Annotated in this window: 26 protein-coding genes; 14 read left to right on the forward strand and 12 right to left on the reverse strand. The window is 63.3% G+C overall.

The features are described 5' to 3' along the window. Positions 1-20: 20 nt before the first annotated feature. From NKH38_RS03760 to NKH38_RS03780, 5 genes are all read right to left on the reverse strand, one after another. Complete coding sequence (locus NKH38_RS03760; RefSeq protein WP_352759172.1) at positions 21-1,646, reverse strand: copper resistance CopC/CopD family protein; 1,626 nt, start codon at positions 1,644-1,646, stop codon at positions 21-23. A gap of 53 nt (positions 1,647-1,699) precedes the next feature. Beyond that, complete coding sequence (locus tag NKH38_RS03765; protein ID WP_352759175.1) at positions 1,700-2,218, reverse strand: YcnI family copper-binding membrane protein; 519 nt, start codon at positions 2,216-2,218, stop codon at positions 1,700-1,702. A 36-nt stretch (positions 2,219-2,254) separates the two neighbouring features. Beyond that, a complete protein-coding gene (locus tag NKH38_RS03770) occupies positions 2,255-2,794 on the reverse strand; it encodes a copper chaperone PCu(A)C (RefSeq protein ID WP_023728561.1) in 540 nt (179 codons plus the stop codon). 105 nt (positions 2,795-2,899) lie between these two features. Beyond that, a complete protein-coding gene (locus NKH38_RS03775; RefSeq protein WP_352759178.1) occupies positions 2,900-3,256 on the reverse strand; it encodes a DUF2946 family protein in 357 nt (118 codons plus the stop codon). Between the two features lie 210 nt (positions 3,257-3,466). Then, on the reverse strand, positions 3,467-4,369 hold the full coding sequence (locus tag NKH38_RS03780) for a GntR family transcriptional regulator (protein WP_023700141.1): 903 nt from the start codon (positions 4,367-4,369) through the stop codon (positions 3,467-3,469). Between the two features lie 255 nt (positions 4,370-4,624). Between NKH38_RS03780 and NKH38_RS03785 the strand changes: the two genes are divergently transcribed. The 7 genes from NKH38_RS03785 (at position 4,625) to NKH38_RS03815 (ending at position 12,222) form a co-directional block, all read left to right on the forward strand. Then, positions 4,625-6,130, forward strand: a complete 1,506-nt coding sequence (locus NKH38_RS03785; protein WP_023728563.1) for a UxaA family hydrolase — start codon at positions 4,625-4,627, stop codon at positions 6,128-6,130. A 52-nt stretch (positions 6,131-6,182) separates the two neighbouring features. Continuing rightward, positions 6,183-7,181 (forward strand): aldo/keto reductase, encoded by a 999-nt coding sequence (locus NKH38_RS03790; RefSeq protein WP_023714138.1) that lies wholly within the window; start codon positions 6,183-6,185, stop codon positions 7,179-7,181. A gap of 73 nt (positions 7,182-7,254) precedes the next feature. After that, positions 7,255-7,470, forward strand: a complete 216-nt coding sequence (locus NKH38_RS03795) for a hypothetical protein (RefSeq protein WP_023733620.1) — start codon at positions 7,255-7,257, stop codon at positions 7,468-7,470. A 12-nt stretch (positions 7,471-7,482) separates the two neighbouring features. Further along, positions 7,483-8,475: an ABC transporter substrate-binding protein gene (locus tag NKH38_RS03800; RefSeq protein ID WP_023728566.1), complete on the forward strand. Its 993-nt coding sequence runs from the start codon at positions 7,483-7,485 to the stop codon at positions 8,473-8,475. 147 nt (positions 8,476-8,622) lie between these two features. Continuing rightward, positions 8,623-10,146, forward strand: coding sequence for a sugar ABC transporter ATP-binding protein (locus tag NKH38_RS03805; RefSeq protein ID WP_023700145.1), 1,524 nt, complete (start codon positions 8,623-8,625; stop codon positions 10,144-10,146). A gap of 23 nt (positions 10,147-10,169) precedes the next feature. Further along, positions 10,170-11,135 carry an ABC transporter permease gene (locus tag NKH38_RS03810; RefSeq protein ID WP_023692012.1) on the forward strand — a complete coding sequence of 322 codons (966 nt, stop codon included), beginning with the start codon at positions 10,170-10,172 and terminating at the stop codon, positions 11,133-11,135. 70 nt (positions 11,136-11,205) lie between these two features. Next, on the forward strand, positions 11,206-12,222 hold the full coding sequence (locus tag NKH38_RS03815; protein WP_023704240.1) for a zinc-binding alcohol dehydrogenase family protein: 1,017 nt from the start codon (positions 11,206-11,208) through the stop codon (positions 12,220-12,222). Between the two features lie 288 nt (positions 12,223-12,510). Here the strand turns inward: NKH38_RS03815 and NKH38_RS03820 are convergent, their stop codons facing one another. From NKH38_RS03820 to NKH38_RS03830, 3 genes are all read right to left on the reverse strand, one after another. After that, positions 12,511-13,362, reverse strand: a complete 852-nt coding sequence (locus NKH38_RS03820; RefSeq protein ID WP_352759183.1) for a sugar phosphate isomerase/epimerase family protein — start codon at positions 13,360-13,362, stop codon at positions 12,511-12,513. A 126-nt stretch (positions 13,363-13,488) separates the two neighbouring features. Beyond that, positions 13,489-14,676 carry a Gfo/Idh/MocA family protein gene (locus tag NKH38_RS03825; protein WP_352759186.1) on the reverse strand — a complete coding sequence of 396 codons (1,188 nt, stop codon included), beginning with the start codon at positions 14,674-14,676 and terminating at the stop codon, positions 13,489-13,491. An 18-nt stretch (positions 14,677-14,694) separates the two neighbouring features. Further along, on the reverse strand, positions 14,695-15,750 hold the full coding sequence (locus tag NKH38_RS03830) for a sugar phosphate isomerase/epimerase family protein (RefSeq protein ID WP_023683011.1): 1,056 nt from the start codon (positions 15,748-15,750) through the stop codon (positions 14,695-14,697). 399 nt (positions 15,751-16,149) lie between these two features. Here NKH38_RS03830 and NKH38_RS03835 point away from each other — a divergent pair, with 399 nt between their 5' ends. The 5 genes from NKH38_RS03835 to NKH38_RS03855 all read left to right on the forward strand — a co-directional run bounded on the left by NKH38_RS03835 (position 16,150) and on the right by NKH38_RS03855 (position 20,435). Next, positions 16,150-17,037 (forward strand): sugar phosphate isomerase/epimerase family protein, encoded by an 888-nt coding sequence (locus tag NKH38_RS03835; protein ID WP_023692016.1) that lies wholly within the window; start codon positions 16,150-16,152, stop codon positions 17,035-17,037. 9 nt (positions 17,038-17,046) lie between these two features. Next, positions 17,047-18,216 (forward strand): mandelate racemase/muconate lactonizing enzyme family protein, encoded by a 1,170-nt coding sequence (locus tag NKH38_RS03840; protein ID WP_023700157.1) that lies wholly within the window; start codon positions 17,047-17,049, stop codon positions 18,214-18,216. Positions 18,217-18,218: 2 nt separating this feature from the next. Next, positions 18,219-18,935, forward strand: coding sequence for a FadR/GntR family transcriptional regulator (locus NKH38_RS03845; RefSeq protein ID WP_023740800.1), 717 nt, complete (start codon positions 18,219-18,221; stop codon positions 18,933-18,935). 85 nt (positions 18,936-19,020) lie between these two features. Then, positions 19,021-19,998 carry an NAD(P)-dependent oxidoreductase gene (locus NKH38_RS03850; RefSeq protein WP_023669839.1) on the forward strand — a complete coding sequence of 326 codons (978 nt, stop codon included), beginning with the start codon at positions 19,021-19,023 and terminating at the stop codon, positions 19,996-19,998. A gap of 68 nt (positions 19,999-20,066) precedes the next feature. Then, on the forward strand, positions 20,067-20,435 hold the full coding sequence (locus NKH38_RS03855; protein ID WP_245260504.1) for a hypothetical protein: 369 nt from the start codon (positions 20,067-20,069) through the stop codon (positions 20,433-20,435). A 3-nt stretch (positions 20,436-20,438) separates the two neighbouring features. Here NKH38_RS03855 and NKH38_RS03860 read toward each other — a convergent pair whose 3' ends face one another. Then, positions 20,439-21,737, reverse strand: a complete 1,299-nt coding sequence (locus NKH38_RS03860) for an amidase (RefSeq protein WP_023820498.1) — start codon at positions 21,735-21,737, stop codon at positions 20,439-20,441. Positions 21,738-21,853: 116 nt separating this feature from the next. On the opposite strand from NKH38_RS03860, the gene NKH38_RS03865 reads away from it, so the two are divergent. Both NKH38_RS03865 and NKH38_RS03870 read left to right on the forward strand, forming a co-directional pair. Then, positions 21,854-22,201: a GFA family protein gene (locus NKH38_RS03865; RefSeq protein ID WP_023735150.1), complete on the forward strand. Its 348-nt coding sequence runs from the start codon at positions 21,854-21,856 to the stop codon at positions 22,199-22,201. A 218-nt stretch (positions 22,202-22,419) separates the two neighbouring features. Beyond that, a complete protein-coding gene (locus NKH38_RS03870) occupies positions 22,420-22,830 on the forward strand; it encodes a DUF4437 domain-containing protein (protein ID WP_031249035.1) in 411 nt (136 codons plus the stop codon). Positions 22,831-22,857: 27 nt separating this feature from the next. Here the strand turns inward: NKH38_RS03870 and NKH38_RS03875 are convergent, their stop codons facing one another. The 3 genes from NKH38_RS03875 to NKH38_RS03885 are packed head-to-tail and all read right to left on the reverse strand — an operon-like array spanning position 22,858 to position 25,255. Further along, positions 22,858-23,676, reverse strand: coding sequence for an ABC transporter ATP-binding protein (locus tag NKH38_RS03875; protein ID WP_084023725.1), 819 nt, complete (start codon positions 23,674-23,676; stop codon positions 22,858-22,860). Positions 23,677-23,729: 53 nt separating this feature from the next. Next, positions 23,730-24,170 carry a hypothetical protein gene (locus NKH38_RS03880; protein ID WP_352759192.1) on the reverse strand — a complete coding sequence of 147 codons (441 nt, stop codon included), beginning with the start codon at positions 24,168-24,170 and terminating at the stop codon, positions 23,730-23,732. After that, positions 24,167-25,255, reverse strand: coding sequence for an ABC transporter ATP-binding protein (locus NKH38_RS03885; RefSeq protein ID WP_352759194.1), 1,089 nt, complete (start codon positions 25,253-25,255; stop codon positions 24,167-24,169). The genes NKH38_RS03880 and NKH38_RS03885 overlap by 4 nt, the downstream gene beginning before the upstream one ends. Position 25,256: the final 1 nt, after the last annotated feature.

Consider the following 25,256-nt stretch of genomic DNA (forward strand, 5'->3'; position numbering starts at 1 on the left):
CTTCGCAGGCGGGCTGAATATCACTCGGCGCGGATATCGATCGGCGCTTCGATCTTTACCACTTCGAAATCCGAAACCAGAATATCGAGCCGCGCCGTCCAGCGGCCTGGAATCGGAATGACGAGATTATCGACGCGCCAGGTGCCGTCGCCTGGCTTGGTCGCCGGACGCTTGATCGGCTCGATCCCCGAATCGGGCTTGGACAGCACCAGCGTCACTTCCTTGGCGTCGAGCGGGCCGAAATCGCCATCCATGATGACGATGGAGGCGGTGACCTCCCCGGTATGGCCGGGCGTGATGTCGATGTCGGCCATCGCCTTCATAGTGTGGATATGGGTCGACGTCGGTTGTGCCGCGGCGATTGCCAGGGCCCGTGGCGGCGGCGTGAAGCGCCAGCCGGCGGCAACGCCGAAGATCAGGAGCACGATCAGCATTTCGACTGAGATCGAGCGGCTAAGCCGTCGCCGCACTTCCGTCGCTCCGGCCTCGGCCAAGGCGGTGAGCCGCCATCGATTGACCGCCGCCAGCGTGAACAGAAACACCAGCAGCGCCAGCTTGATCAGCAGCAGCCGGCCATAGGCGGTGTTGACCAGTGCCGCCGGTGTCTGCACCTGGATGATGGCGAGCACCACACCGGCGGCGGCAAGCACTACCACCACGGGCATGATCGCGCGCGAAAACCGCCGCAGGAACGCCCCGGCTTCCACCGATTGGCTGCTCAACGCCAGGCCGAGCGGCAGCAATGCTCCAGCCCAGAAAGCGATGCCGGCGCCATGCAGGAACACCATAGGCCGCGTCAGCCATTGCGGTTCGGCTGCACTGGCATGGCCGCTGGCGGCAAAGGCTGCACCCACACCGGCCAGCCCGGCGAGCGCCAACGGCCTGGCGCCAGCACGCGATCCGACCAACGACAGCAGGCCAAGCCCGAGCGCCGCCAGCGAAATCAGCACCGTCCAGCCGAAGCTGGTGCCAAGCGCCGTCCGCCAGACCACCGGTTGCGCCAGCCGGGCGAGTGGCGCGCCCAGCGCGTCCAGCCCCTGGAACCCGAGCGACAGGGGTGCTGCGACCAGCCCGCACAGGATGGCGGCAATGACGAAGCGCTGGCCTGAGCGCTGGCCTTGCGCCAGCCATGTCAGCGCGAAGGCGCCGCCAATGCCGAGGAAAAGCCCGATGTAGAGAAGAACCTTGCCGGTCCAGATCGCTGACCGCAAATCTATATCGACAGCTTCCCCCACCGCCGGCGCCGCACTTGGCGCGCCAATGGAAAACAGCACCGAGCCGCCGACCGGATGGCCATCGGCGGAAATCACCCGCCAGCTCAAGACATGGGTGCCCGGCCCGAGCTTTTGTGGATTGTCGATCTCAACCGTTTGGTCGCTCAACCGAAACGAGGTCAAAGCGACAGGCGTACCGTCGGGCCGCACCAAGGTCAGCACCAGCGGCGACACAGGCTCGCTGAAGGTCAGCGAAAATTGCGTCGGCGCTCGCTCCAGAACCGCGCCGTCGGCAGGCTCGGCCTTGATCAGCGCCGCATGGGCAAAGGCCTGGTTTGGCGAGGCAAGGACGGCAAGCAGCAGGATCGCGGCCAGCAGGCCGAAGCACCTGCCGGCTGTCCGTTCTATCCGCTGAAAACAGGCCACGTTCATGCCATCCACCAAAACAGTGGCGCGCCGCTTCGAAGCAGCGCGCCGCCATTGCATCATTTCTTCGGCAGCAGGTTGAGGCCGGGCGCCGGATCTTCCATCGCATCCTCATCCTGACCAGCCGCCGGAATCTCTATCCAACGCGTGGTGGCCCCATCGCATTCCTGCACCACCGGAAAATAGAGTTTTTGCCCGGCCGGCAGATCGGCGGCCAACGTGCCGCGGAAGACGAACTCGTCATAAAATTCATCCGGCAGGCTGCCGCCGCTCCAGTCGACTTCCTTGACGCCCGAGGTCACCGCCTCGCCATAGAGCTGGTAGGATTTCTCGTACTTGCCTTTCTTGACCTGCAGCGTCCAGCCGGGCTTGGGCATCGGCTTCACCCCGATCACCCCTTCCGGGATCTGCACGCGCACGGCAATCGTCGCCTTTCCTTCACAGCCATGCGGCACGCGCAGCACGGCCTGGTAGGTCGAACCGACAGGCGCTTCCTGGGTTTCGAGGGTGATATGGGCGAAGGCGGCGCTTGTCCCCAGGACGAGGAATGCAGCGGCGGGCAAAAGATACTTGTTCATGATGGGTCCCTCTCGAAAAACGGTTGGCAATATTGGTCAGTCGTTGTCTTCCTCTGGCGGTGCGCTGCCTATGGCTTGCACCGCGAACTCGACGGTCACCGCTCCGGCCTTCTCGAAAGTCAGCGTGGCGGCAAACATCTGGCCTTCTTTAGGCGGCTGCTTCAAATCCATGAACATCACGTGGTAGGCGCCGGGACCCAGCGTGATCTTGCCGCCCGCCGGAATGTCCAGGCCGCCACTGACCGGGCGCATGGTCATGACGCCGTCTTTGACTCCCATTTCATGCAGTTCGGCCTTGCCCGAAATATCGGAGGCAATCGACAGCAGCCGGTCTGGTGCGCTGCCCTTGTTGACGATGGTGAAATAGCCGCCGGCAACCTTGGCGCCGGCCGGCGTGGCGCGCGACCAGGGATGCTTGATCTCGATGTCACCGGCCTTGAACTCATGCGCAAGGACGGAATGGGGGCCGGCGAACAACAGTGCAAAGGCGAAGAGGGCGCTGCCGAGACGCTGCTCGATAGTGGTGGAGAAAGGGGCACTGCGGCGCAACGCGCCGGCACGAAGAAAAAGGAACATGGGTAGGCTCCATGAATATGAGGTCGCGCCTTTGTCCGGCTGCGAACGTGTTTATCATTGGATGATTATCGCCTGCGCAGGTTACGCGAAGCGAGCGGCGGTTTTTCAGCCCGCAAGCGGCGGCGCGCGCGGATTGGCCGGAGAGCGCTCACGCGTGACGTCGGGATGCCTGACTGCCGGCGGGGCAAAAGCGACTGTTTCCAAGTACTGGCTGACCGGCGCCAGGCCGACGCCTGCCGGCGGCGCATAGGCGACGGAGGCCATGCTGCAGCCGAGCATGCAGCACGCCAGCATATGCTGCTGGTGCGGATCGCCGCCGGGAAGCTTGACCGCTCCCTCATGGCTGCAGATGACATTGCCGAAAGCGTCGAGTTGCGAGGCATCCGGCGCAATGCCGAAGGCAAACACGCCGAGCGTCGACTGGAGCAGCAGCACACAGGCCGCGACAAAGGCGGCCGTCATGCTCCATCTCTTACGCCGGAAGTCCAAAGACCTGCCTCTTCACGCAGCAACGCGTGGATATCTAGCACGCGGCATGTCGGCGGAAAATCGCCAAATCATCGCTGCGGCAACGCGGCGCGTTCGATCCATGTCGCACAAAAGTGCGCAGCGGTTTGGGATAACGCATGAGGCAGAGATCTTGTGCGCATAACCTCCCTTCGGAAGTCGCGCTCAGGAAGCCGGGCGGCCGCCGATTTCCGGAATCGACGTCAACAGCGTGTGGCGTGCCGACTTCAGATGCTTGCGGCAGGCGGCGTCGACCTTGCCGAGATCGCGCGATTTCAGCGCCGCGATGTAGGCGAGATGCTCGCCAACCGCGACTTCGTTGCGCTCGCGCTCCTGCGCCTTGTTCCACTGGTAGTGGTAGTGAAAGATCATGGCGATGACGTCGTAGAAATCGACGATGAAGCGGTTGTGCGACGCCCGGTGGATCAGCCGGTGGAAGCGCTCGTCTAGCTCCGAGAATTCGTTGAAGCGGATGGCGATTTCGCTGGCCAGAAGCCGGTGCTCGTCTTCCAGCCGGTCGAGATCCGCCCAGACCGGACTATCCCCAGGCAAGGCGGCAAAGGCCGCCGCCGAGCGTATCTCGAACATTTCGCGGATTTCAGTGAGTTCGAGCGCAAAGGCACGGGTAAATCCTTTCAGCACCCAGTGGCTGTTGCGCCGCTTCTCGATCAGGCCGAAGCGGGAGAAGCGGATCAGGAACTCGCGCACGCTGGTGGTGCCGACGCCGATCTCGCGCGCCAGTTCGAGCTCGTTGATCTGCATGCCGGCCTCTGCACCGCCGGCCAGCAACCTGCGCATAAACGACCGCTCGATGATCTGGGCCAGTGTGTCTGTCTCCTCCTCGGGGAAGAAATCATCCGGCTTCGGCGTCCTGAGCACTGTCTTGCTGCGTTTGTTCCACGCGATCAGCCCGGTCTCTTCCATGCGCGCCAGAATGGTGCGCACGGTGGTACGGCTGACGCCAAGCAAAGTGCCCAGCTCCGGCTCCGACGGCAGGCTCTGCGTCTCATCGAGCAGCCGCAGACCCCTATTGTAAGCGTCCTTGTAGACGTTGTTGCTCTTCGACATCCCTGCCCCGTTGCGCGCCGGCGCTTGCTGTGGCTGGCTTGAAGCGCGATATCATATGTCCTGGCGCTCACCCGGCTAAGCAAAACGCTCTGCGTGTCAGACGCCGCTCCCCACAAGCCAAGCGTCCATCGGACGCATGGTCTCCTCCTGAAAAAACAATTGACGCACAAATGTTTTTTCACGATAAAAGACATTATATGTAAACAGACGCGTGTCAATCCGCGCATCCCCAGGAACAGACCCAGGAAACTGCCCGTGAACGCTTCGAACAGCATTCTTCTGTCCCCCGCCGACAATGTCGCGGTCGCCAATGGCCGCATCGAGATCGGCACCCCTCTGCCCGGCGGCGCCGTCGCCACGGCCTTGATCGAGCCCGGCCACAAGGTGGCGATCAAGCCTATCGCCGCCGGCGAGGCGGTGGTCAAGTATGCCCAGGCCATCGGCCGCGCCACCCAGGACATCGCGCCCGGCGACCACGTCCATTCGCACAATCTGGTCTTCGAGTCCGGCCGTCTGCCGGTCGTGCCGCCGAGCGAAGCGGAGCATGCCACCGAAGCTGACCGCGCCCGGACATTCATGGGCTATCGTCGCGCCGATGGCCGTGCCGGCACGCGCAACTTCATCGGCATCATCGCCAGCGTCAATTGCTCGGCCACCGTCTGCCACGCCATTGCCGACGAGGCCAACCGCGTGCTGTTGCCGAAATATCCGGGGATCGACGGCTTCGTCCCGATCGTCCATGGCCAGGGCTGCGGCATGAGCGGCACCGGCGACGGCATGATGGTGCTACACCGCACGCTCGCCGGTTACACCCGCCATCCGAATTTCGGCGGCGCGTTGATGGTCGGCCTCGGCTGCGAGGTCAACCAGCTCACCCTTTACGGCCAGAAGGGTGCGGCGGCGGGAAAACGCCATTTCAACATCCAGGACGCCGGCGGTTCGCGCAAATCGGTCGCAAAGGCGATGGGCGTGCTCGCCGAAATCGCCGAGGAAGTCGGCCAGTATCAGCGCGAGCCGATCCCGGTCTCGGAGATCGTCGTCGGCCTGCAATGCGGCGGTTCCGACGGCATGTCGGGCATCACCGCCAATCCCGCGCTGGGAGCGGCGGTCGACATCCTGGCCGGCGTCGGCGGCATCGGCATCCTGTCGGAGACGACGGAGATCTATGGCGCCGAACATCTGCTCGCCTATCGCGCGGCAACGCCGGAGATCGCCAAGAAGCTCGACGGTTTCGTCAAATGGTGGGAGGACCATGTCGCCAAGCACGGCGCCTCGATCGACAACAACCCCTCGCCCGGCAACAAGCGCGGTGGCCTGACCACCATCCTGGAAAAGTCGCTGGGCGCCGTGGCCAAAGGCGGCCAGACTCCGCTCAACGGCGTCTTCGGTTATGCCGAAAAGGTCACCGGCAGTGGCCTGGTGTTCATGGACACGCCCGGTTACGACCCGGTCTCGGCGACCGGTCAGGTGGCGGGCGGCGCCAACATCATCGTCTTCACCACCGGCCGCGGCTCCTGCTTCGGCTGCCGGCCCACGCCGTCGATCAAGGTCGCCACCAACTCGACCATGTACCACCAGATGGAAGAGGACATGGACGTCAATTGCGGCGTCATCGCTTCGGGTGAGAAGACCATCGCCGGCATGGGCCGGGAACTCTTCGAACTCATCGTCGAGACGGCATCGGGCCGCAAGACCAAGAGCGAGGCGTTCGGCTACGGCGACAACGAGTTCGTGCCGTGGCACCTCGGCGCGACGCTCTAACCACCGACGAAAAAAGCGGGCTGCAAAGACGGCTCACAAGGGGAGGCTGTGGATGGACAAACGCCGCATCGGCACGACTGCGCTCGAGGTCACTGAGATAAGCTTCGGCGGGGCGGCGATCGGCGGGCTCTACCGGGCCTGTCCGCGCGAAGCGGCGATGGAGACGCTGCAGACAGCCTGGGATGCCGGCCTGCGCTATTTCGACACCGCGCCCTTCTATGGCTTCGGCCTGTCGGAGCGGCGGACCGGCGACTTCCTGCGCTACAAGCCGCGGGATTCCTATGTGCTGTCGACCAAGGTCGGCCGCCTGTTCCGCCCGGTGCCGGAAGACCAGGTTCCCGATCATTCCTATGTCGACCCGCTGCCTTTCGCGCTCGACTACGACTACTCCTATGACGGCATCATGCGCTCGGTCGAGTTCTCCTATGCCCGGCTCGGGCTGAACCGGATAGACATCCTGTTTGTGCACGACATCGGCACCTACACACATGGCGTCGAGAAGACGAAGCTGCACTTTCGCCAGCTGATGGACGGCGGCTTGAAGGCGCTGGAAGAGCTTAAAACGTCGGGTGTAATTTCCGCCTATGGGCTCGGCGTCAACGAGGTGCAGATCTGCCTCGACGTGCTGCGCGAAGCACCGCTCGACTGCATCCTGCTGGCCAGCCGCTATTCGCTGCTCGACCGCTCGGCTGAAGCCGAGTTGCTGCCGCTGTGTCGTGAGCGACAGACTTCGCTGATCATCGGCGGCGTCTTCAACTCCGGCATCCTGGCGACCGGACCGGTGCACGGTGCGCATTTCGACTATCTGCCGGCGACGCAGGACATACTCGAGCGTGTCGGCGCGATGGAGAAAATCGCTGATGAGGGCGGATATCCGCTGGCGGCGGCTGCATTGCAGTTTCCGCTGCAGGAGCCTGTCGTGGCCAGCGTGCTGACCGGAACGGCCAAGCCTGCCAACCTGACGCGCAACCTCGACCTGTTCGACGTCCAGGTGCCGCAAGCGGAATTCGCCCGCTACGCTCCCTACACCATCGTGCAGGAGCTCGGCTGACGAAACGCCACGATCACGGTTCTCAAGAAGGAATAAATATTCCATATTGACTCAACGGTGGAATTAATATTCCATGATGATCAAGGAGGATCGGGAGCGTCTGGACGTGGCACTGAGGATCGGCAGGGAGGTTTCCCCGCCAAGCCATGCGCAGGCCGATATGAAACACCGCTTGCGTCGGCCGGACCGATGCACTATCAAAAAGCGGCAACTGTTTTTTATTGATAAAGTTCTGTTTGGGCAGCGCCTATCCAAATGGAGCTTCCGTAACCTTCACCGGGCGATCTAGGGAGGATTCCTAATGAAATTCGTGACCAGCATTCTCAACCGCCGTTCCCTGGTGGCACTTGCTGCCGCCTCGATGCTTGCAGGCACGCTGCACACGGCGCCGGCTTCGGCGGCGGACGTGACCATTCCGATCATCGTCAAGGACACCACGTCCTTCTACTGGCAGATCGTCCTGGCCGGCGCCCGCAAGGCCGGCAAGGATCTCGGCGTCAACGTACCCGAACTCGGCGCCCAGGCTGAAACCGACGTCAACGGCCAGGTTTCGATCCTCGAGAATGCCGTCGCCGGCAACCCGGCCGCGATCGTCATCGCGCCGACCGAATTCAAGGCGCTCGGCAAGCCGATCGATGAAGCGGCCAGCAAGGTCAAGGTCATCGGCATCGACTCCGGCGCCGACTCCAAGGCGTTCACCTCGTTCCTGACCACCGACAATGTGCAGGGCGGACGCGTAGCCGCTGACGGTCTTGCAGCAGCCATCGGCGAAGCCAATGGCGGCAAGATCGAGGGCGACGTCGCCCTGATCACCAACGCGCCGGGCGCCGGTTCGCTGGAGCAGCGCAAGCAGGGCTTCACCGAGCAGCTGGCCGCGAAATATCCGGGGCTGAAGCTCGTCGCCGACAAATATGCCGACGGCCAGGCAACGACCGGTCTCAACATCGCCACCGACCTGATCACGGCCAACCCGAACCTCAAGGGCATCTTCGCGTCCAACCTGATCATGGCGCAGGGCGTCGGTCAGGCTGTCGCCGAGAACAACCTTGGCGGTAAGCTGGCGCTGGTCGGCTTCGACAGCGACGAGAAGCTGATCAAGTTCCTCAATGACGGCGTCATTTCCGCGCTCGTCGTCCAGGATCCGTACCGGATGGGCTATGACGGCATCAAGACCGCGCTCGCCGCCTCGAAGGGCGAGAAGGTCGAGGCCAATGTCGACACCGGCGCCAACCTGGTGACCAAGGCAAACATGAAAGACCCCAAGATCGACGCCCTGCTCAACCCGAAGCTCTGAGCCCGTCAGGCAAAAATCCTTTCCGGGGCCTCGCGCCCCGGAAACACCGGATACAAGCTTGAATATCCACCGGCTTGAATCACCTCGACGATGCGGCTTGACTGCATCGCGACGTGCCAATCGTAAGGCCAATCTGGGAGGATTGTCATGACGCCCATGGCGCAGGAACTGCACCCGGCCCCAACGCTAGCGCCCGGCAGGACGATCCTCGAACTGCACGGGCTGGAAAAGCGCTATCCCGGCACGCATGCGCTGAAGCCCGTTCACCTTGCCTTCAAGGCAGGTGAGATCCACGCCATCGTCGGCGAGAACGGCGCCGGCAAATCCACCTTGATCAAGCTTCTGACCGGCGTCATGCCGCGCACCTCCGGCGATGTCATCTGGGAGGGCAAGCCGGCAGCGCTGGCAACCCCGCACGAGGCAATGGCGCTGGGCATCAACGCCGTGCATCAGGAGGTCGTGCTCTGTCGCCATCTCACCGTCGCCGCCAACATGTTCCTCGGCGAGGAGAATTCGCGCTTCGGCATCCTGCAGCAGCGCGCCATGGTCAAGGAAGCGCAGAAGATCATCGACGGTCTCGGCTTCGACCTGCCGGCGCATGTCATGCTGGGTGACCTCACCATCGGCCAGCAGCAGCTGATCGCCGCCGCCCGCGCCACCGTGCGCGGCACCAAATTCCTGATCTTCGACGAGCCGACCGCCTATCTCACCCGCAAGGAAGCCGACCAGCTGTTCACGCTGATCCGCAGGCTCAAGGGCGAAGGCGTCACCATCATCTACATCAGCCATCGCATGGAAGAGGTGTTCGAGCTCGCCGATCGCGTCTCGGTGCTGCGCGACGGCACACTGGTCGGCACCCGCAACATTGCCGAGACCAATGACGCCGAGCTGGTCAAGATGATGATCAACCGCTCGATCGAGCAAGTCTACCACAAGGAGCATTTCACCCCCGGTGCCGTGATCGTTGAAGCGAAAAACCTGTCGGGCAAGGGTTTCGAAGACGTCTCGATGACGGTGCGCGCCGGCGAGATCGTCGGGCTCTATGGCCTGATCGGCGCCGGGCGGAGCGAGTTCGTCACCACGCTCTATGGCCGCCACAAGAAGTCGGCCGGACAGGTCCTTTGGCAAGGCAAGCCGGTCCACATCAATTCCGAGCACGACGCGATCAAGCTCGGCATGGCGCTGGCGCCGGAAAGCCGCCGCGACCAGGGCCTGTGCCTGAACCTGCCGGTCGGCCTCAACCTCAACCTGCCGATCTACAAGCGCATCTCCAACAACCTGCTGATTTCGAACACGAAGGAAAAGGCTGAAGCCGATCGCCAGATCGCCGGCCTCCGCATCAAGACGCCGACACGCGGCGCACTGGCCTCCAGCCTGTCCGGCGGCAACCAGCAGAAGATCGTCATCGGCAAATGGCTGGCGCACGGCGCCAAGCTGTTCATCTTCGATGAGCCGACCGTCGGCGTCGATGTCGGCACCAAGGCCGAGATTTACCGCCTGTTCGGGGAACTGTTGTCCAAGGGCGCCGGCATCATCCTGATCTCGTCCTATCTGCCCGAGGTTTATGAACTCGCCGATACGCTGCACGTGTTCCGGCGCGGCAAACTGGTCGCCAGCCATGGCTTTCGCGCCGCCAGCCACGAAGACGTGCTGACACAGGCGATCGGCTGACAAAACAAGAAACGGGAGGAACCATGAGCATCGAAACCATCGCGATCGAAAAACCGAAACGGAACTACAACGTCCTGTTTGGGCTGACGCTTCTGGCGTTGCTGGTTCTGCTCTGGATCGTGCTGTCGGTGGCGACGCCGAGCTTCGCCTCCTCCAACAACATCGCCAATCTTTTGCGGCAGGGCTCGATGATCGCCATCATGGCGGTCGGCCAGACCTTCGTCATCATCACCGGCGGCATCGACCTCTCGGTCGGCGCCGTGGTCGGCTTCGCCACCGTCATTGTCGCCATGATGATCAATGCCGGCTTCCCGATCTGGGTCGCCATTCTGGTGACGCTGCTGGTCGGCGTTGCCATCGGCCTGTTCCATGGCTTCGGCATCGTCAAGATGGGCCTGCCGCCCTTCATCATCACGCTGGCGACGCTGACCTCGTTGCGCGGCATCGGCCTGTTGATGACCAACGGCAACTCGATCAACATCAACAGCGACAGCTTCACCGCGTTCTCGCGCAGTTCCTTTGTCGGCATCCCCAATCTGTTCTGGATGGTGATCCTGGTCGGCATCCCGGCCTACATCTTCCTGCACCACAGCCGCTGGGGCCGCTATCTCTTCTCTGTGGGATCCAATGCCGAGGCCTCGCGCCTCTCGGGCGTCAATGTCCAGCGCACCATCTACATGGCCTACACGCTGTCGGGCCTATGCGCGGCCTTCGTCGGCGTGCTGCTGGCGGCGCGCATCGGCATCGGCAACCCGACCCAGGCCGAAGGTTGGGAGTTGCAGGCGATCGCCTCATCGGTGATCGGCGGCACTTCGCTATTCGGCGCCGTCGGCTCGGTGCATGGCCCGCTGCTCGGCGCCTTCATCCTGGCCACCATCAACAACGGTGCCAATCTGCTCAACGTCAACTCGTTCTGGCAGCGCATCATCACCGGCGCGTTGATCATCATCATCGTCTATTTCGACGGGCTGCGCCGTCGCGGCAAGTAATCCTCCCTGACCTTCCGTGTCGGTCCGCTCAACAACGGACCGGCGCCTTTTTGAACACTGGAATTGCCGAATGAAAGCTGTTGTCTGCCGCTCGCCCGGCGAGCTTGTCCTGGAAGACCGGCCGGCGCCAGGAGCGCCGCCTGCCGGCTGGGCGCTGGTTGCCGTCAGCCATGTCGGCATCTGCGGCACCGACTACCACATCTTCGAAGGCAAGCACCCGTTCCTTGCCTATCCCCGCATCATGGGCCATGAAGTGTCGGGCACCGTCGTCGAGACCGGCGAAGATGTCGACCTTGCCGTGGGCGAGCCCGTCATCATCAATCCCTATCTCGCTTGCGGAAAATGCATCGCCTGCCGGAACGGCAAGCCGAATTGCTGCGTCAGGATCGAAGTGCTTGGCGTGCATCGCGACGGCGCCATGGCCGAGCAGATCCTGGTGCCGGCGCAGAATCTTTATCCGGCAAACGGCTTGTCGCTGGCCGACGCGGCGGCGGTGGAATTCCTCGCCATCGGCGCGCATGCCGTGCGGCGTGCCCGCGCCGAACCAGGCGCCCGCACGCTGGTCATCGGCGCCGGGCCGATCGGCCTTGGCGCAGCGCTGTTTGCGCGCATCGCCGGGCTCGATGTCAGCCTGCTCGACATGAGCACGGAGCGGCTGGATTTTGCAAAAGGCGAACTCGGCTTCGCCACGCTCGACGGTTCACAAAAAGCGGCAGCCGAACTGGTGCGCGAGGCAACCGGCGGCGAAGGGTTCGACGTCGTCTTCGACGCCACCGGCAACACCGCCTCGGTGCAGTCGGCCTTCGCCCATGTCGCGCATGGTGGCACGCTCGTGCTGGTCAGCGTCGTCAAGGACGACATCGTCTTTTCCGATCCGGAATTCCACAAGCGCGAAATGACATTGATCGGCAGCCGCAACGCGCTGAGAGTCGATTTCGACCACGTCGCTGCCTCGATCCGCAACGGCGCCGTGCCTCTGGCAAAACTCGTCACCCACCGCACCACGCTGGCCGGCACGCCGGATGATCTCGCCCGCTGGGCGCATGAGAAATCGGGGTTGATCAAGGCTGTCATCGAGGTGGGGTAAGACATCCGAAAAATTTGGTGGAGCGATAAGTGCCGAGTTAAGGCAGATCGCATACCTCGGCGATTTGCGAAAAGGCCCGTCGCTTCCTCATCCACGGGCGGAGCAAGGAGCGAAGCGACGCGGCGCAGACCCGAGGTTTCATTCGGTGACGTCTGCGCTAGAATCCAGCGGTGCAAAAAGAGGCGTCCATTCGCATCTCCTACCTGCACCGCTGCGGCGCGCGACAGTCGCGGCATGGGTCCTCGAGTCTCCGCGTCCGCTGCGCCCGTGGATGAGGGAAGTGAGCGGCTAAGCCGCCCGCTTCCACCCATCCCTGATATGCCTGTATCCCTCGCGATAAACTGCCTCCGGCGTCTCGGAAAAATCCCGCCACACCTTGGTCGCCGCCGTCAGATCCTTCAGCGATCTGCCAAACGCCTCGATCGTCAGCCAGTCGTCATAGCCGCTCTTGCGGATGGCCGCGAAAGTCTCTTTCCACGGAATGTTCCCGCGTCCCGGCACGCCGCGATCGTTCTCTGAAATGTGGATGTGCACGACATTCCTGCGGTGCTTCGTATAGGCGCCGATCGGGTCGGCTTCCTCGATATTGGCGTGGAAGGTGTCGTACATCGCCTTGATGTGCGGCCGGTCGATGGCATCGACGTGCTCGGACAGATCGGCCATCGTGTTCAGCAGATAGCACTCGAAACGGTTGAGCGCCTCCAACCCGATGGTAACGTTCCGCTTGCCGGCATGATCGCCAATGGCGCGCTGCGAGGCGATCGAGCGCTTCTTCTCGGCAGCGGTCGGCCCGCTGCCGGAGAAGGCGCCGAGCGTCGAATGCAGCGGCCCGCTCAGCGTACTCGCGCCGAGCGCCTGGGCGCAATCGATCGCCCATTTCATGTAGCCGATGCCGCCCTTGCGGGTCGCGGCATCCGGCGAAATCAGATTCATCGCCGGGTCGCCCATCGCCGTAACAGCCGTGCGCTCCAACCCGATGCGGTTGAGCAAATCGCCAAGCTTCTTGTAGTCCTCTGGCGTGCCTGAGAAGATCGGTATCTCGACGCCGTCGAAGCCGGTCGCCTTGATGTCGCGCAGCAACGGCTCGTGTTTCTTAGACACGGAAGTCGTCCACAAAAACATGCACATGCCGATTTTCATCGACAGCCCCTCCCCGTTTGACGGCGCGCGCTGGTTTCTTTCGCACCTCGCACCATGCGCCCTCATTCGGCCGCTTCGCGGCCACCTTCTCCCCCGAAGGGAGAAGAGACTTGGCGCCGGCGTTCCCTAAAGTTTCGTCCACGCCCCGTTCTTCTTCGATGACTTCACGCAGGCCTCGATGAACGCCATACCTTCGACGCCGTCCTGGATGGTCGGGAACACCACGTCCTTGCCCGGTCTGCCGCCCTTCTTGCGTGCCGCGCGGATCGCCCGCGCCGCCTCCTGGTAGATGTTGGCGAAGCCTTCGAGATAGCCTTCCGGATGGCCAGACGGAACGCGGCTGACTCGTCCCGCAACTGGCAGCGCGCCGGCGCCGTTGCGGGTGAGCAGCTGCTTGGGCTGGCCGAACGGCGTGTACCAGAGATAGTTCGGATCGGCCTGCACCCATTCCAGCCCGCCTTTCGAGCCATAGATGCGCAGCTTCAGCCCGTTCTCGTGGCCGGGCGCCACCTGGCTTGCCCAGATCATGCCCTTGGCCGGATGCACCTTGCCGACCGGCTTGAAGCGCAGCATGACATTGACATTGTCGTCGAGCAGTCGCCCCGGCACGAAAGCGTCGAGATCGGCCGACAGGGAATCGAGCTCCAGACCCGAGACGAAGCGCGCCAGATTGTAGGCATGCGTGCCGATGTCGCCGAGCGCGCCGCCCGCGCCCGCCTGCTTGGGGTCGGAGCGCCACGCCGCCTGCTTCTGGCCGGTGGCGGCAAGATCCTCGGTCAGCCAGTCCTGCGGGTACTCGGACTGAACGATGCGGATGTCGCCAAGCTGCCCCTTGGCCACCATCTCGCGCGCCTGCCGGATCATCGGATAGGCAGTGTAATTGTGCGTCAGCACGAACACCTTGCCGGTCTTTTCAACCACGGCCGCGAGCTTCTTGGCCTCGGCCAAAGTCGTCGCCAGCGGCTTGTCGCAGATGACGTGGATGCCCGCCTCGAGGAAGACCTTGGCCGCCGGCACGTGCACATTGTTGGGGGTGACGATCGCCACCGCCTCGATGCCGTCCGGGCGCTTGGCCTCGGCCTTGGCCATCTCGGCATAGGAGGCGTAGCTGCGCGCCGGGTCGAGACCGAGTTCGGCGGCGGAAGCCTTGGCGCGCTCGGGATTGGCCGACAGGGCGCCGGCCACCAGCACGAAGTCATTGTCCATGCGGGCCGCGATCCGGTGCACCGCGCCGATGAAGGCGCCTTGGCCGCCGCCGACCATACCATAGCGGATCGGGCCGCCCCCCGCTTCCGACTTCGATGCGCCGACCATGTCTTTCTCCTGCTTGTCTCAAATACCCATCATGGCGCGCAGCATCTTCTTGTCGGTGGTGCCGCCGGCGAAATCATCAAAGGCCTTTTCCGTCACCCGGATAATGTGGTGCTGGATGAAGGGCGCGCCTTCGGCCGCGCCGTCCTCCGGATGCTTGAGGCAACACTCCCATTCCAGCACCGCCCAGGAATCGTAGCCATACTGGGTAAGCTTGGAGAAGATGCCGCCGAAATCGACCTGCCCGTCGCCAAGCGAGCGGAAGCGGCCGGCGCGATTGGTCCAGCTCTGATAGCCGGAATAGACGCCTTGCCGCCCCGTCGGATTGAACTCGGCATCCTTGGCATGGAAGGCCTTGATCCGCTCGTGATAGATGTCGATGAATTCGAGATAGTCGAGCTGCTGCAAAAGGAAATGCGATGGGTCGTAGTTGATGTTGCAGCGCTTGTGGCCGCCAACCGCATCGAGGAACATTTCGAACGTGGCGCCGTCGAAGATGTCCTCGCCAGGATGGATCTCATAGCCGACATCGACGCCGTTCTCGTCATAGACGTCGAGGATCGGCTTCCAGCGCTTGCCGAGTTCGGCAAAGGCCTCCTCGATCAGCCCGGCCGGCCGCTGTGGCCAGGGATAGAGATACGGGAAGGCCAGAGCGCCGGAAAACGTCACCGAGGTTTTCAGGCCAAGATTCTTCGAGGCCTTGGCGCCGAACTCCATCTGTTCGACCGCCCATTTCTGCCTGGCCTTGGGGTTGTTGTGCACCGCAGGCGGTGCAAAGCCGTCGAACTGGGCATCATAGGCCGGGTGCACCGCCACCAGTTGCCCTTGAAGATGCGTCGACAGCTCGGTGATCTCGACGCCGGCATCAGTGCAGACGCCTTTCACCTCGTCGCAATAGGTCTTGGAAGACGCCGCCTTCTTGAGGTCGAACAGGCGTGCATCCCAGGTCGGGATCTGCACGCCCTTGTAACCGAGACCGGCCGCCCATTTGGTGATCGAGGCCAGCGAATTGAACGGCGCGGTATCCCCCGCGAACTGCGCCAGAAACAGCCCCGGACCCTTCATTGTCGACGGCATCGGCATCCTCCCAATTCATTTTTCCAAGGACCCAGCATAGCGTCTGATGAAAGCAGGGCCAGCCTCTTTGGTCTCTCGTGATGTGCATTCTCGTATCGGCATTCTGGTATTACCAAATACCGAAAATGGGTCAAGCCATTTGACTCACGCACAAAGCTGCTAGGGCATTCCATTTTTGGCGATATATACCAGCATAATCAATACGGTACACAGATGCCGATATCGCATGGCGGCGGTTCTTGCCGCGCGACAAAAATTGCTGTAGACCTCCATTAGGGCCCAATTGGTCGAACCAGTTGCGCAAAAACGCTGGAGCGCCTTGGGGAGGAAACACGCGACGCGCCTTGTGGGGCGCATCGCAGGCGAACTGGCACAGACGAATTCTGGGAAGGATAGACCATGCATCTTTCGACGCACAACTGGATGCGCGCGGAACCGTTGGAGGTGACGCTGAAGCGCATCAAGAAATTCGGCTACGAGTCGATCGAGATTTCCGGCGAGCCCGAGCAATACAAGACCAAGGAGACCCGCGCGCTGCTGAAAGAATACGGCATCCGCTGCTGGGGGTCGGTGACGCTGATGCTGGGCGAACGCAACCTTGCCGCCAGGGACCAGGGCCAGCGCGAACGCTCGGTGCAGTACGTCAAGGACGTGCTGACCATGGTCAGCGAACTTGATGGCGAGATCATAACGCTGGTGCCCGCGACCGTCGGCAAAGTGGTGCCGGACGGCACCGAGGAAGAGGAATGGAAGTGGGTGGTCGACGCCACCCGCGAATGCTTCACCCATGCCAAGAAGGTCGGCGTCAAGATCGCGGTCGAGCCGCTCAACCGCTTCGAGACCTATCTGTTCAACCGCGGCGCGCAGGCGTTGGCCCTGGCCGATGCGGTCAGCCCCGAATGCGGCGTCTGCCTCGACGCCTATCACATCCATATGGAAGAATTTAACGTCCATGACGCGATCCGTCAGGTCGGCAAACGGCTGTTCGACTTCCACGTCGCCGACAACAACCGCTTTGCCGCCGGCCTTGGCCAGATCGATTGGCCACGGATCGTGCAGACGCTGAAGGAAGTCGGCTATGACGGCGCGCTGACGAACGAATTTGTCGCGCCCGTCGACCGCACACCCGCCGCGCCCTATCCCGACATGGTCGAGCGCAATCCGGTCGACATTTCTCCCGAACAGCTGAAGTTCATCCAGGATCACGGCTCCAGCGTGCTGACGGAGAAATTCTACACCGACCAGATGCGCATCACGGCCGAAACGCTGCTGCCGCTAATCAAGTAGCCGATCGGGATGCGCATCAAAACGGTCCAGGCGTGGTGGGTCCGCGTGCCGATTGAGGCCGCGAAGCAGCATCGCAGCGACTTTGGCCAGGTGACGACGTTCGACGCCGCCATCCTGCGCATTGAGACTGACGACGGGCTGATCGGCTGGGGCGAGGGCAAGAACGCCGCCGGCAGCGCCGGCAGCTATGGTGCGCTGGTCTACATGCTGAATCACGAGGTCGGGCCGCAGCTGATCGGCCGCGACCCCGCCGACATCGGCATGATCTGGGAGATGCTCTACAACGGCGTGCGCCATGACAGTGCCGCGCGCGCCGGCCATGCCATGCCGCAGCTGGCGCGGCGCGGCATGAGCATTGCGGCAATCAGCGCCGTCGATATCGCGCTCTGGGATATTCTGGGGAAGTCGTTGGGACAGCCGGTGTGGCGGCTCATCGGCGGCCGCAAGCTCGACCGCATGCCGGCCTACGCCTCCGGCGGCTGGGCTGCCGCCGAGGCTATCGGCGAGCAGCTCAAATCCTACATCGCCAAAGGCGGCTTCAGGGCGCTGAAGATGCGCGTCGGCGCCATGGACGGCGCCCCGCACATTTCCGCCGCCCGCGTCCGCGCCGCACGGCAGGCGCTCGGTCCTGACGTCGAGTTGATGGTCGACGCGCACGGCACCTATACGGTGGCCGAGGCCAAGCGCTTCATCAGCCTGGCCAGCGATCTCGACCTCGCCTGGTTCGAGGAGCCTGTTATCGCCGACGACAAGGCTGGTATGGCCGAGGTGCGCGCCTCGGGTTCGATCCCGATCGCCACCGGCGAAAGCGAAGCGACGCGCTACGCCTTCCGCGATCTCGCGGTGCTAAAATCCGCCGATATCTTCCAGCCGGATCCGGCCTTTTGCGGCGGTATCAGCGAGGCGATGAAGATCGGCACCATCGCCAGTGCCTTCAATCTGCGCTTTGCCCCGCATCTGTGGGCCGGCGCGCCATGCTTTTTCGCCGGCCTGCATGTTTGTGCGGCCTCGCCTGCCAGTTTTACTGTCGAATATTCGCTCGGCGCCAACCCTATGATCCACGATCTTATCGAAGAGACTGTCGAAGCAAGGGACGGTATGATAGCGATCCCTGAAAAGCCGGGTCTGGGATTCACCATTTCGGAGCGGTTCCTGGAGGCGCACGCGCAACGCGGTTGACGATGAAAGAAAAGAACCTTCTCGCCGAACTCGCCGCCTATCTGTTCGCCCATTCGGACAAGGAGAGCGGCCGCACGCCCTCGGAGCGCGAGCTGGCGGAGCATTTCGGTGTCAGCCGCGGCCAGATCCGCGAGGCGCTGGCCATTCTGGAGGCCATGCGCATCGTCGAGCGCCGCGCCAAATCCGGCATCTATGTCGACACCAGGCAGGCCAGTGTAGAAGCCTTGGCTCTTTTCGCCCGCGCGGGCCTGCCGCTCGATCCGGTGCAGATCTACGAGACCGTCGAACTGCGCAAGATCCACGAGATCAAGGCTGCCGAACTTGCCTGTTCGCGTGCCACCGAAGAGAATTTCGAACGCCTGCGGGAGATCCTGAAAGCCTCGGAGGAGTGCATCGCCGCCGGCGAAGGCCTCGCCAAGGAAGACCGCGAATTCCACCTCGAAATCGTGCGGGCGACCAAGAACGGCGTCTTCCACAATATCTGCAGTGTCTATTACCTGATGGGCGAGCAGCGGCTGCCGATTTACTTCAACGATCCCGAGCGCTCAGTGCGCTCGCATGCCGAGCATATCCAGATCTACGAGGCGCTGCTGCGTCGCGACGGCAATCTCGCCCAGGCGCTGATGAGCGCCCATCTGCAAGGCGCGGAAAGCTACTGGAAGGGGATCATTGAGGGCCGGGAGGCGCAAGCGCAAAGTCTGGCACTTGAGAAGGTCTAGTGCAATTCCAGGAAAGGTGTGAAACGGTTTTTCTGGGAAAAGCGCGCGGCGCTTTCCTTTGAGAATTGCGACTAGCGAGAGCCCCATGCCCAGAATCCTGTCGACGCACACGCTGCATCCGCGTGCCTCCGCAATGCTGGCGGGCGCCGGTGAACTCGTCGTCGCCTCAGCGCTCGATGCGGCAACGCTGACCGCCGAGGCGAAGCATGCCGACGTCATCATCGTTCGCGCACCGCTGCCGCCGTCGCTGTTCGAAAACGCCACGAAACTCAGAGCCGCGGTCCGCCACGGCGCCGGGCTCGACATGGTGCCGATGGAGGCCGCGGCCGCGGCCGGCGTGCTGGTCGCCAACGTGCCGGCGGTCAATGCGCGTTCGGTCGCTGAATATGTGATGTTCGCGGCCCTTGCCCTGCTTCGGCGCTTCCGTTCGGTCGACCGCGACTTGCGCGCCAAGGGCTGGAATGCCGGCCGCGACCACGCCAGCCATGCCAGCGAGCTTGCCGGCAAGACCATCGGCATCATCGGCTTCGGCGCCATCGGTCAGGCAGTCGCCCATATCGCCGCGCACGGCTTTGGCCTCGACGTCGTGGCGACGACCCGCAGCATGCAGCCGGCACCCGACAGGATCGGCTTCCTGTCGATCGATGCGCTGGTCGAACAGAGCGACATCATCGTGCTCTGCTGCCCGCTGACGGAAGAGACGCGCGGCTTGATCAGCCGCGAACGCATTGCCCGCATGAAGCCCGATACGCTTTTGATCAACATTTCGCGCGGACCGGTGATCGATGACGAGGCGCTGATCGAGGCCTTGCGCAAGGACCGCATCGGCGGCGCCGCGCTCGATGTCTTTGCCACGCAGCCGCTGCCGCCGGCTCATCCCTATTTCAGCTTCGACAATGTCATCGTCACCCCGCACATGGCCGGCATTACCGAGCAGTCGATGATGCGCATGGGGGTGGGTGCTGCCGGCGAGACCTTGCTGGTGCTGGCCAACCGGCTGCCTGTCAATCTGCGCAATCCCGACGTGGTCGAGCATTACCGCAGACGGTTTCCTGCCGACTGACGTTTCTGCAAGCCGCCTCAATTTTCGCGGATTTGGCGTCGACCTTCGCCGATATGGTCAAGAGCGTCGTGAGAGTTCTTCTTCTGATTGCCGGTACAAGCGTAGGGACAGCCAAGGCTCAGGCCGAAAGCAGCTACGTGCCTTGCGACAACGGCCTGCGCTGCGTGATGGCGCCCTGCCCTTCTACCAGCGCGCTCGACCTCGCCACCGGAAAGGTCGTCAAGGGTGTGTGGGTCGACATCGACGGCTTGCCGCAGCAGGACAAGTGGCTTGACCTTTCCGACAAGCTCTATGCCGGCAAGCTCGTTGTCACAGGAACAATCGAGAACCGGCCACACAGCTTCAACGGCAAGCAGCACGACGTGCCGACATTGTTCGCGACGGGCATCCTGCGCACCGCCAAGGACAGCGAACGCAAGCACTGCTCGTCGGGTTGACTATTACCGACCAAGCAGCCGCTCGATTTCAGCCGCGATGCGCAGCAGATGGTGGTCATGGCCATTGCGCGCCACCAGCATCAGCCCGGCCGGCAGCGTCATGCCGGGCATCGGTAGCGAGATCGCGCAGAGGTCGAACTGGTTGGCGACCTGGGTGTTGCGCAGCAGCAGACCTTCAGTGCGTTCACGCAGAGCCGTATCCTCGGCCATCGAAACGATAGTCGGCGCTGTCACCGGCGTGGTCGGCAGAGCCAGCACATCGACCGAACCCAACCGCTCGTCCATGGCTATGCACAGTGCCGCGCGACGACGCATTGCCCTGATATAAACCGGCGTCGGTATGGCCGCCGCCCGCGACAGCGGCCCGCTGACATGGGGATCGACCGGCATCGATGCGCCCGTCGCCAGCCAGTCGGCATGGATTTCAGCACCTTCCATGGCCGCGATCGAGCCGCGTTTGGTGGCCAGGCGCAGATCGGCAATGAGGTCGTCGATCGAAATGTCCGTGAGCCACGCGCCTGCCTGCTCGATCCCGGCAAGGCTGCGATCGAACGCGGCGGCAATCTCCGTTTCCGTGTCTTCGAAAAGCAGGCCGCGCGGAATGCCGACACGAAGCCCGGCAAGCGCTAACGGCAGGTGCAGTTGCGGCATCTGCTCGCCCGTCATCGCGGCGTCAGCCAGGGCACACGCAGCAACACTCAGCGCCAGCGGCCCGATCGAATCCAGCGTCGCAGAAAGGGGATAGGCACCAGTCAGCGGCACGCGCCGCGCCGTCGGCTTGAAACCGACGACGCCGTTCAGCGATGCCGGGATGCGCACCGAACCGCCGGTGTCGGAGCCGATGGAAATGTCGCTCGTCCCCTCGCCAACGGACACGGCGGCGCCCGACGACGAACCGCCCGGAATGCGGCTGGTGTCGGCGGCATTGCCCGGTGTGCCGTAGTGCATGTTGTCGCCGATGGCGGTGAAGGCGAATTCGGTCATGTTGGTCTTGCCGATGATGACGGCGCCGGCCTGGCGCAGACGGTTGACGACCGCAGCGTCGTGCCGACGGGGCGCGGTGTCCCTCAACATCAGCGAACCGGCCGTGGTCGATTCACCGGCGACATCGAACAGATCCTTGATCGAGATGATGGCGCCGTCGAGCGGCCCGAGCGATACGCCGGCCTTCTTGCGCGCATCGGTGGCCTCGGCCGCTGCGCGCGCCGCCTCGGCATAGAGTTTGGTGAACACCTTCTCGCCTGCCGCGCAATTGGCAAGACGTGACAGGATGATCTCGAGACGATCGCGGATTGATTGCATGTCGATGTCGGATTCCGTCAAGGTGGAGCGTCTTTAAGGCATATGGGCCGCTAGGTCAGCGGAAGGAATAACCCGGACAGCGTGCCTTTGCACCTGCCAGCGATAGCAAGAGACTGATGCTGTACAAAGGCAGCTGCCACTGCGGCAAGGTAGCGTTCGAATTCAAAGCCGAACTGACCGGCGCCGTGCGGTGCAATTGTTCGATGTGCAGGCGCAAGGGCGTGCTGTTATGCGCCATCCCGCATGACAGCCTGAAGGTGCTCGCATGGGGCGATGATCTCGGCACCTATACGTTCAACAATCACGTGTTGGCGCATCGCTTCTGCCGGACCTGCGGCATCCATCCCTTCGCCGAGGATGTCAGTCAGGGCAACGAACGCAGCGCCTACATCAACCTCAACTGCGTCGCCGATTTCGATCCCACCGGCCTGCCGGTCTTCGACTTCGACGGCCGCGCGGTCTGACCCTACGGTGGCCTCTCACCACAAAAGCAACGCCCCGAAAACCTTGATAGTTCTCGGGCCCGCTGCTTTAGCCAAGGATGGCTATCGGCTATTCGACGCGCTTAGGGCCGCGCGCGAACACAACGATCGCCGCCAGCAAGGTCGCAGCGCCACAAGGAGGCGAAGGCGCTGGCCACACCGGCATTGTCGACCACCAGGCCGCCGAAGACGGCGCGTTTCTGGCGCTCGCCGTTTCTTGCGTCTTTCCCGCTCGCGCCTTTGCCCTCGAGGACAGCTATCTCCCGGCCGACAAGTTCCCCTATGTCGCCGAAGTGCCAGACCAGCCGCATCGCCTTGGCCCGTTGTGGGGTGACCGGGCCAAAGGCCCGGCGGGCACCTTGCTGAAAGTTCCCGGCAACTGGCGCGCGCCGGTTCATGCGCACACCGCCGACTATCGCGCGGTGGTCATCAAGGGACTGTGGGCGCATTGGCAAATGGACGGCGGCGAAGCGACGAAGGTCAAATTGCCGCCGGGATCCTACTGGACCCAGAAGGCCAACGAGATGCACGACGACGCCTGCCTCTCGGAGACGGAGTGCGTGATCCTTCTGATCAACGATACGCCTTACGAGACCTACTTCCAGAAATAGTCAGGCGGCGCCGTCGTTCGACCGCAACTAGCTGGCGTGCCGCAAGCTCACGCCGCTGCCCTTGTCGAACAGCACCACCTTGTCTTGATTCCAGGCAAAGCGCACCGGCTGCTCGATCTGGACATCGGTTCTGGCCGGCACCGTGGCGCGCAGCGTCGTGTCGCCGACCCGCAGAGTCAGGATCTTTTCCACGCCATGGTTCTCGACATCGTGGACGCGTGCCTCGACCGGCGCACCGCTTTCAAGATACACATCCTCAGGTCGAATACCGAAGACGAGCGGGCGACCGTCGGTCGCACCGCCCGCCTTGGCACCCCCAGAGAAAGGCAGTTCGAAATTCAGCGGCGCCATCACCGCGCGGCCGTTGACCAGCTTGCCATCGATCAGGTTCATCGGCGGCGAGCCGACGAAGCTGGCCACATAGGTATCGCGCGGATTGTTATAGATCTCGTGCGGCGTGCCGGTCTGGATGATGCGGCCATGGTTGAGCACGCCCACCTTGTCGCCCATCGACATCGCCTCGATCTGGTCGTGGGTGACGAACAGGAAGGTGGCGCCAAGCTGGATCTGCAGGTTCTTCAGTTCCGTGCGCAGCGCCTCGCGCAGTTTGGCGTCGAGCGCCGACAGCGGTTCGTCCATCAGGAACACGCGCGGCTTGCGCACGATGGCGCGGCCGATCGAAACGCGCTGCATCTCGCCGCCGGACAGACGATCGGTCTTGCGGTCGAGCAGATGTTCGATCCTGAGTGTTTTGGCGGCGCGGTCGACACGATCCTTGATCTCGGCGTCGGGTCCTCCGGTCAAGCCGGAGGATGACGGCGTGAGAGTTGAGAGGGCGACGCACACCGACCGTCGCGGACGGGCGCGAGCGCGACCTGCCGGATAGCGTCAGCTGCTGATCATCGCGCTGTCTTGTTGAGAGCGGTGACGATCAGCGCGAGAATCACCGCCGCGGCGGCGATTTCCCACACGAAAGCCTGCTTGTAGAAAGGCGGCGTGGCGAGCTGCGCCTTGCCGGCGAGAGTGCTGGGGTCCGGTGGATTGAGGAAGAAGACGCCGTAGAGATGCGCCGCCGTGATCGATACCAGCAGCGCAATGCAGAAGACCAGCGCCACGACCAGCGCTACGGTCACCACACTGCGCACCTTGACGCCCGGCTGGGCCAACGGCAGCAGGTTGTTGATGAGCCCGGCAAGCACCACGAGACCGCTGCCGACCGCGTACAGGCCGATGGAAAAGGGTTGAAAGATCAGCACCAGCGCCAAGACGCCGAGGCCAATGATGAAGAGCTCGAGGCGGAACGCGCCGGCGCGGCTCATGCCGGAAGAACTGTCGCTCATGACCGCACCGCCTTTCCGGTGCCATCGAAGACATGGGTTTGCCTGGGATCGGGGCGTAGATTCAGCGCCTCGCCGACCTTGACCCACTGGCTTCTCGTCACCACGACGCGGATGTCGGCGCCTGCCGCCGTGCGGGCATGAATAAGGGTTTCGGCGCCCATGGGCTCGATGAGCTCGGCTCTGGCGGAGATGGTGCCACGGTCCCCCGTATCGGTCACGGTGAAAGCACGGGGGCGGACACCGATCGTCACCTTGCCGGGCTGCAGGCGCGCGACCGCCGCGTCCGTGCGGATCGCCAGACTAATGCCGGCCACGGTCATGTCCGCCGTGCCATCGGCGAAGGCCTTGAGGTCGGCCTCGAGAAGATTCATCTGCGGCGTGCCGATGAAGCTCGCCACGAAAGCATTGGCGGGCTTGGCAAATACCTCGTGCGGTGACCCGACTTGCTCGATCAGGCCGTCCTTCATGATGGCGATGCGGTTGGCCATGGTGAGCGCTTCGAGCTGGTCATGGGTCACGATCACGGTCGCTTTGGAGAGGCCCTGCAGCACTTCCTTGATCTGGCCACGCATGGTTTGGCGCAGTTCGACATCGAGACGCGACAAGGGCTCGTCGAAGAGGAAGCAATTGGGGTCGCGGACGATGGCGCGGGCCATGGCGGCGCGCTGCTTTTCGCCCTCGGATATCTGGTTCGGCAGCCGGTCGAGAACGTGCTCCAAGTGAAGGATCGCCGCGACGCGGTTGACGCGGGCAGTCCGCTCAGCCCCGGAAATGCCGTCATGATAGAGCGGGAAGGCGATGTTCTCGGCGATCGATGCCGACGGGTAGAGCGCGTAGAACTGGAACACCATGGCGATGTCGCGCTTTTCGGGCGGCAGTTTGTTCATCACCTTGCCGGCGACGACGACCTCGCCGTCAGTGACGCTTTCCAGCCCGGCGATGACGCGTAAGGTCGTCGTCTTGCCACAGCCGGACGGGCCGAGAAGGCAGACGACCTCACCGGCGGCCACCGACAGGTCAACGTCCTTGACCGCGGTGAAGGAGCCGAAGCGCTTGGTGACTTTGCGGAGTTCGATGGTTGACATC

This window comes from Mesorhizobium sp. M1078, from assembly GCF_040318615.1.
In the GTDB taxonomy this organism is placed as follows: Bacteria; Pseudomonadota; Alphaproteobacteria; order Rhizobiales; family Rhizobiaceae; genus Mesorhizobium.

Bases quoted from the DNA above. Each gene is read 5' to 3' on its own strand.
- NKH38_RS03760 (WP_352759172.1), bottom strand. From the start codon at position 1,646: ATGAACGTGGCCTGTTTTCAGCGGATAGAACGGACAGCCGGCAGGTGC.
- NKH38_RS03765 (WP_352759175.1), bottom strand. From the start codon at position 2,218: ATGAACAAGTATCTTTTGCCCGCCGCTGCATTCCTCGTCCTGGGGACA.
- NKH38_RS03770 (WP_023728561.1), bottom strand. From the start codon at position 2,794: ATGTTCCTTTTTCTTCGTGCCGGCGCGTTGCGCCGCAGTGCCCCTTTC.
- NKH38_RS03775 (WP_352759178.1), bottom strand. From the start codon at position 3,256: ATGACGGCCGCCTTTGTCGCGGCCTGTGTGCTGCTGCTCCAGTCGACG.
- NKH38_RS03780 (WP_023700141.1), bottom strand. From the start codon at position 4,369: ATGTCGAAGAGCAACAACGTCTACAAGGACGCTTACAATAGGGGTCTG.
- NKH38_RS03790 (WP_023714138.1), top strand. From the start codon at position 6,183: ATGGACAAACGCCGCATCGGCACGACTGCGCTCGAGGTCACTGAGATA.
- NKH38_RS03795 (WP_023733620.1), top strand. From the start codon at position 7,255: ATGATGATCAAGGAGGATCGGGAGCGTCTGGACGTGGCACTGAGGATC.
- NKH38_RS03800 (WP_023728566.1), top strand. From the start codon at position 7,483: ATGAAATTCGTGACCAGCATTCTCAACCGCCGTTCCCTGGTGGCACTT.
- NKH38_RS03805 (WP_023700145.1), top strand. From the start codon at position 8,623: ATGACGCCCATGGCGCAGGAACTGCACCCGGCCCCAACGCTAGCGCCC.
- NKH38_RS03810 (WP_023692012.1), top strand. From the start codon at position 10,170: ATGAGCATCGAAACCATCGCGATCGAAAAACCGAAACGGAACTACAAC.
- NKH38_RS03815 (WP_023704240.1), top strand. From the start codon at position 11,206: ATGAAAGCTGTTGTCTGCCGCTCGCCCGGCGAGCTTGTCCTGGAAGAC.
- NKH38_RS03820 (WP_352759183.1), bottom strand. From the start codon at position 13,362: ATGAAAATCGGCATGTGCATGTTTTTGTGGACGACTTCCGTGTCTAAG.
- NKH38_RS03825 (WP_352759186.1), bottom strand. From the start codon at position 14,676: ATGGTCGGCGCATCGAAGTCGGAAGCGGGGGGCGGCCCGATCCGCTAT.
- NKH38_RS03830 (WP_023683011.1), bottom strand. From the start codon at position 15,750: ATGCCGTCGACAATGAAGGGTCCGGGGCTGTTTCTGGCGCAGTTCGCG.
- NKH38_RS03835 (WP_023692016.1), top strand. From the start codon at position 16,150: ATGCATCTTTCGACGCACAACTGGATGCGCGCGGAACCGTTGGAGGTG.
- NKH38_RS03840 (WP_023700157.1), top strand. From the start codon at position 17,047: ATGCGCATCAAAACGGTCCAGGCGTGGTGGGTCCGCGTGCCGATTGAG.
- NKH38_RS03845 (WP_023740800.1), top strand. From the start codon at position 18,219: ATGAAAGAAAAGAACCTTCTCGCCGAACTCGCCGCCTATCTGTTCGCC.
- NKH38_RS03850 (WP_023669839.1), top strand. From the start codon at position 19,021: ATGCCCAGAATCCTGTCGACGCACACGCTGCATCCGCGTGCCTCCGCA.
- NKH38_RS03860 (WP_023820498.1), bottom strand. From the start codon at position 21,737: ATGCAATCAATCCGCGATCGTCTCGAGATCATCCTGTCACGTCTTGCC.
- NKH38_RS03865 (WP_023735150.1), top strand. From the start codon at position 21,854: ATGCTGTACAAAGGCAGCTGCCACTGCGGCAAGGTAGCGTTCGAATTC.
- NKH38_RS03880 (WP_352759192.1), bottom strand. From the start codon at position 24,170: ATGAGCGACAGTTCTTCCGGCATGAGCCGCGCCGGCGCGTTCCGCCTC.
- NKH38_RS03885 (WP_352759194.1), bottom strand. From the start codon at position 25,255: ATGTCAACCATCGAACTCCGCAAAGTCACCAAGCGCTTCGGCTCCTTC.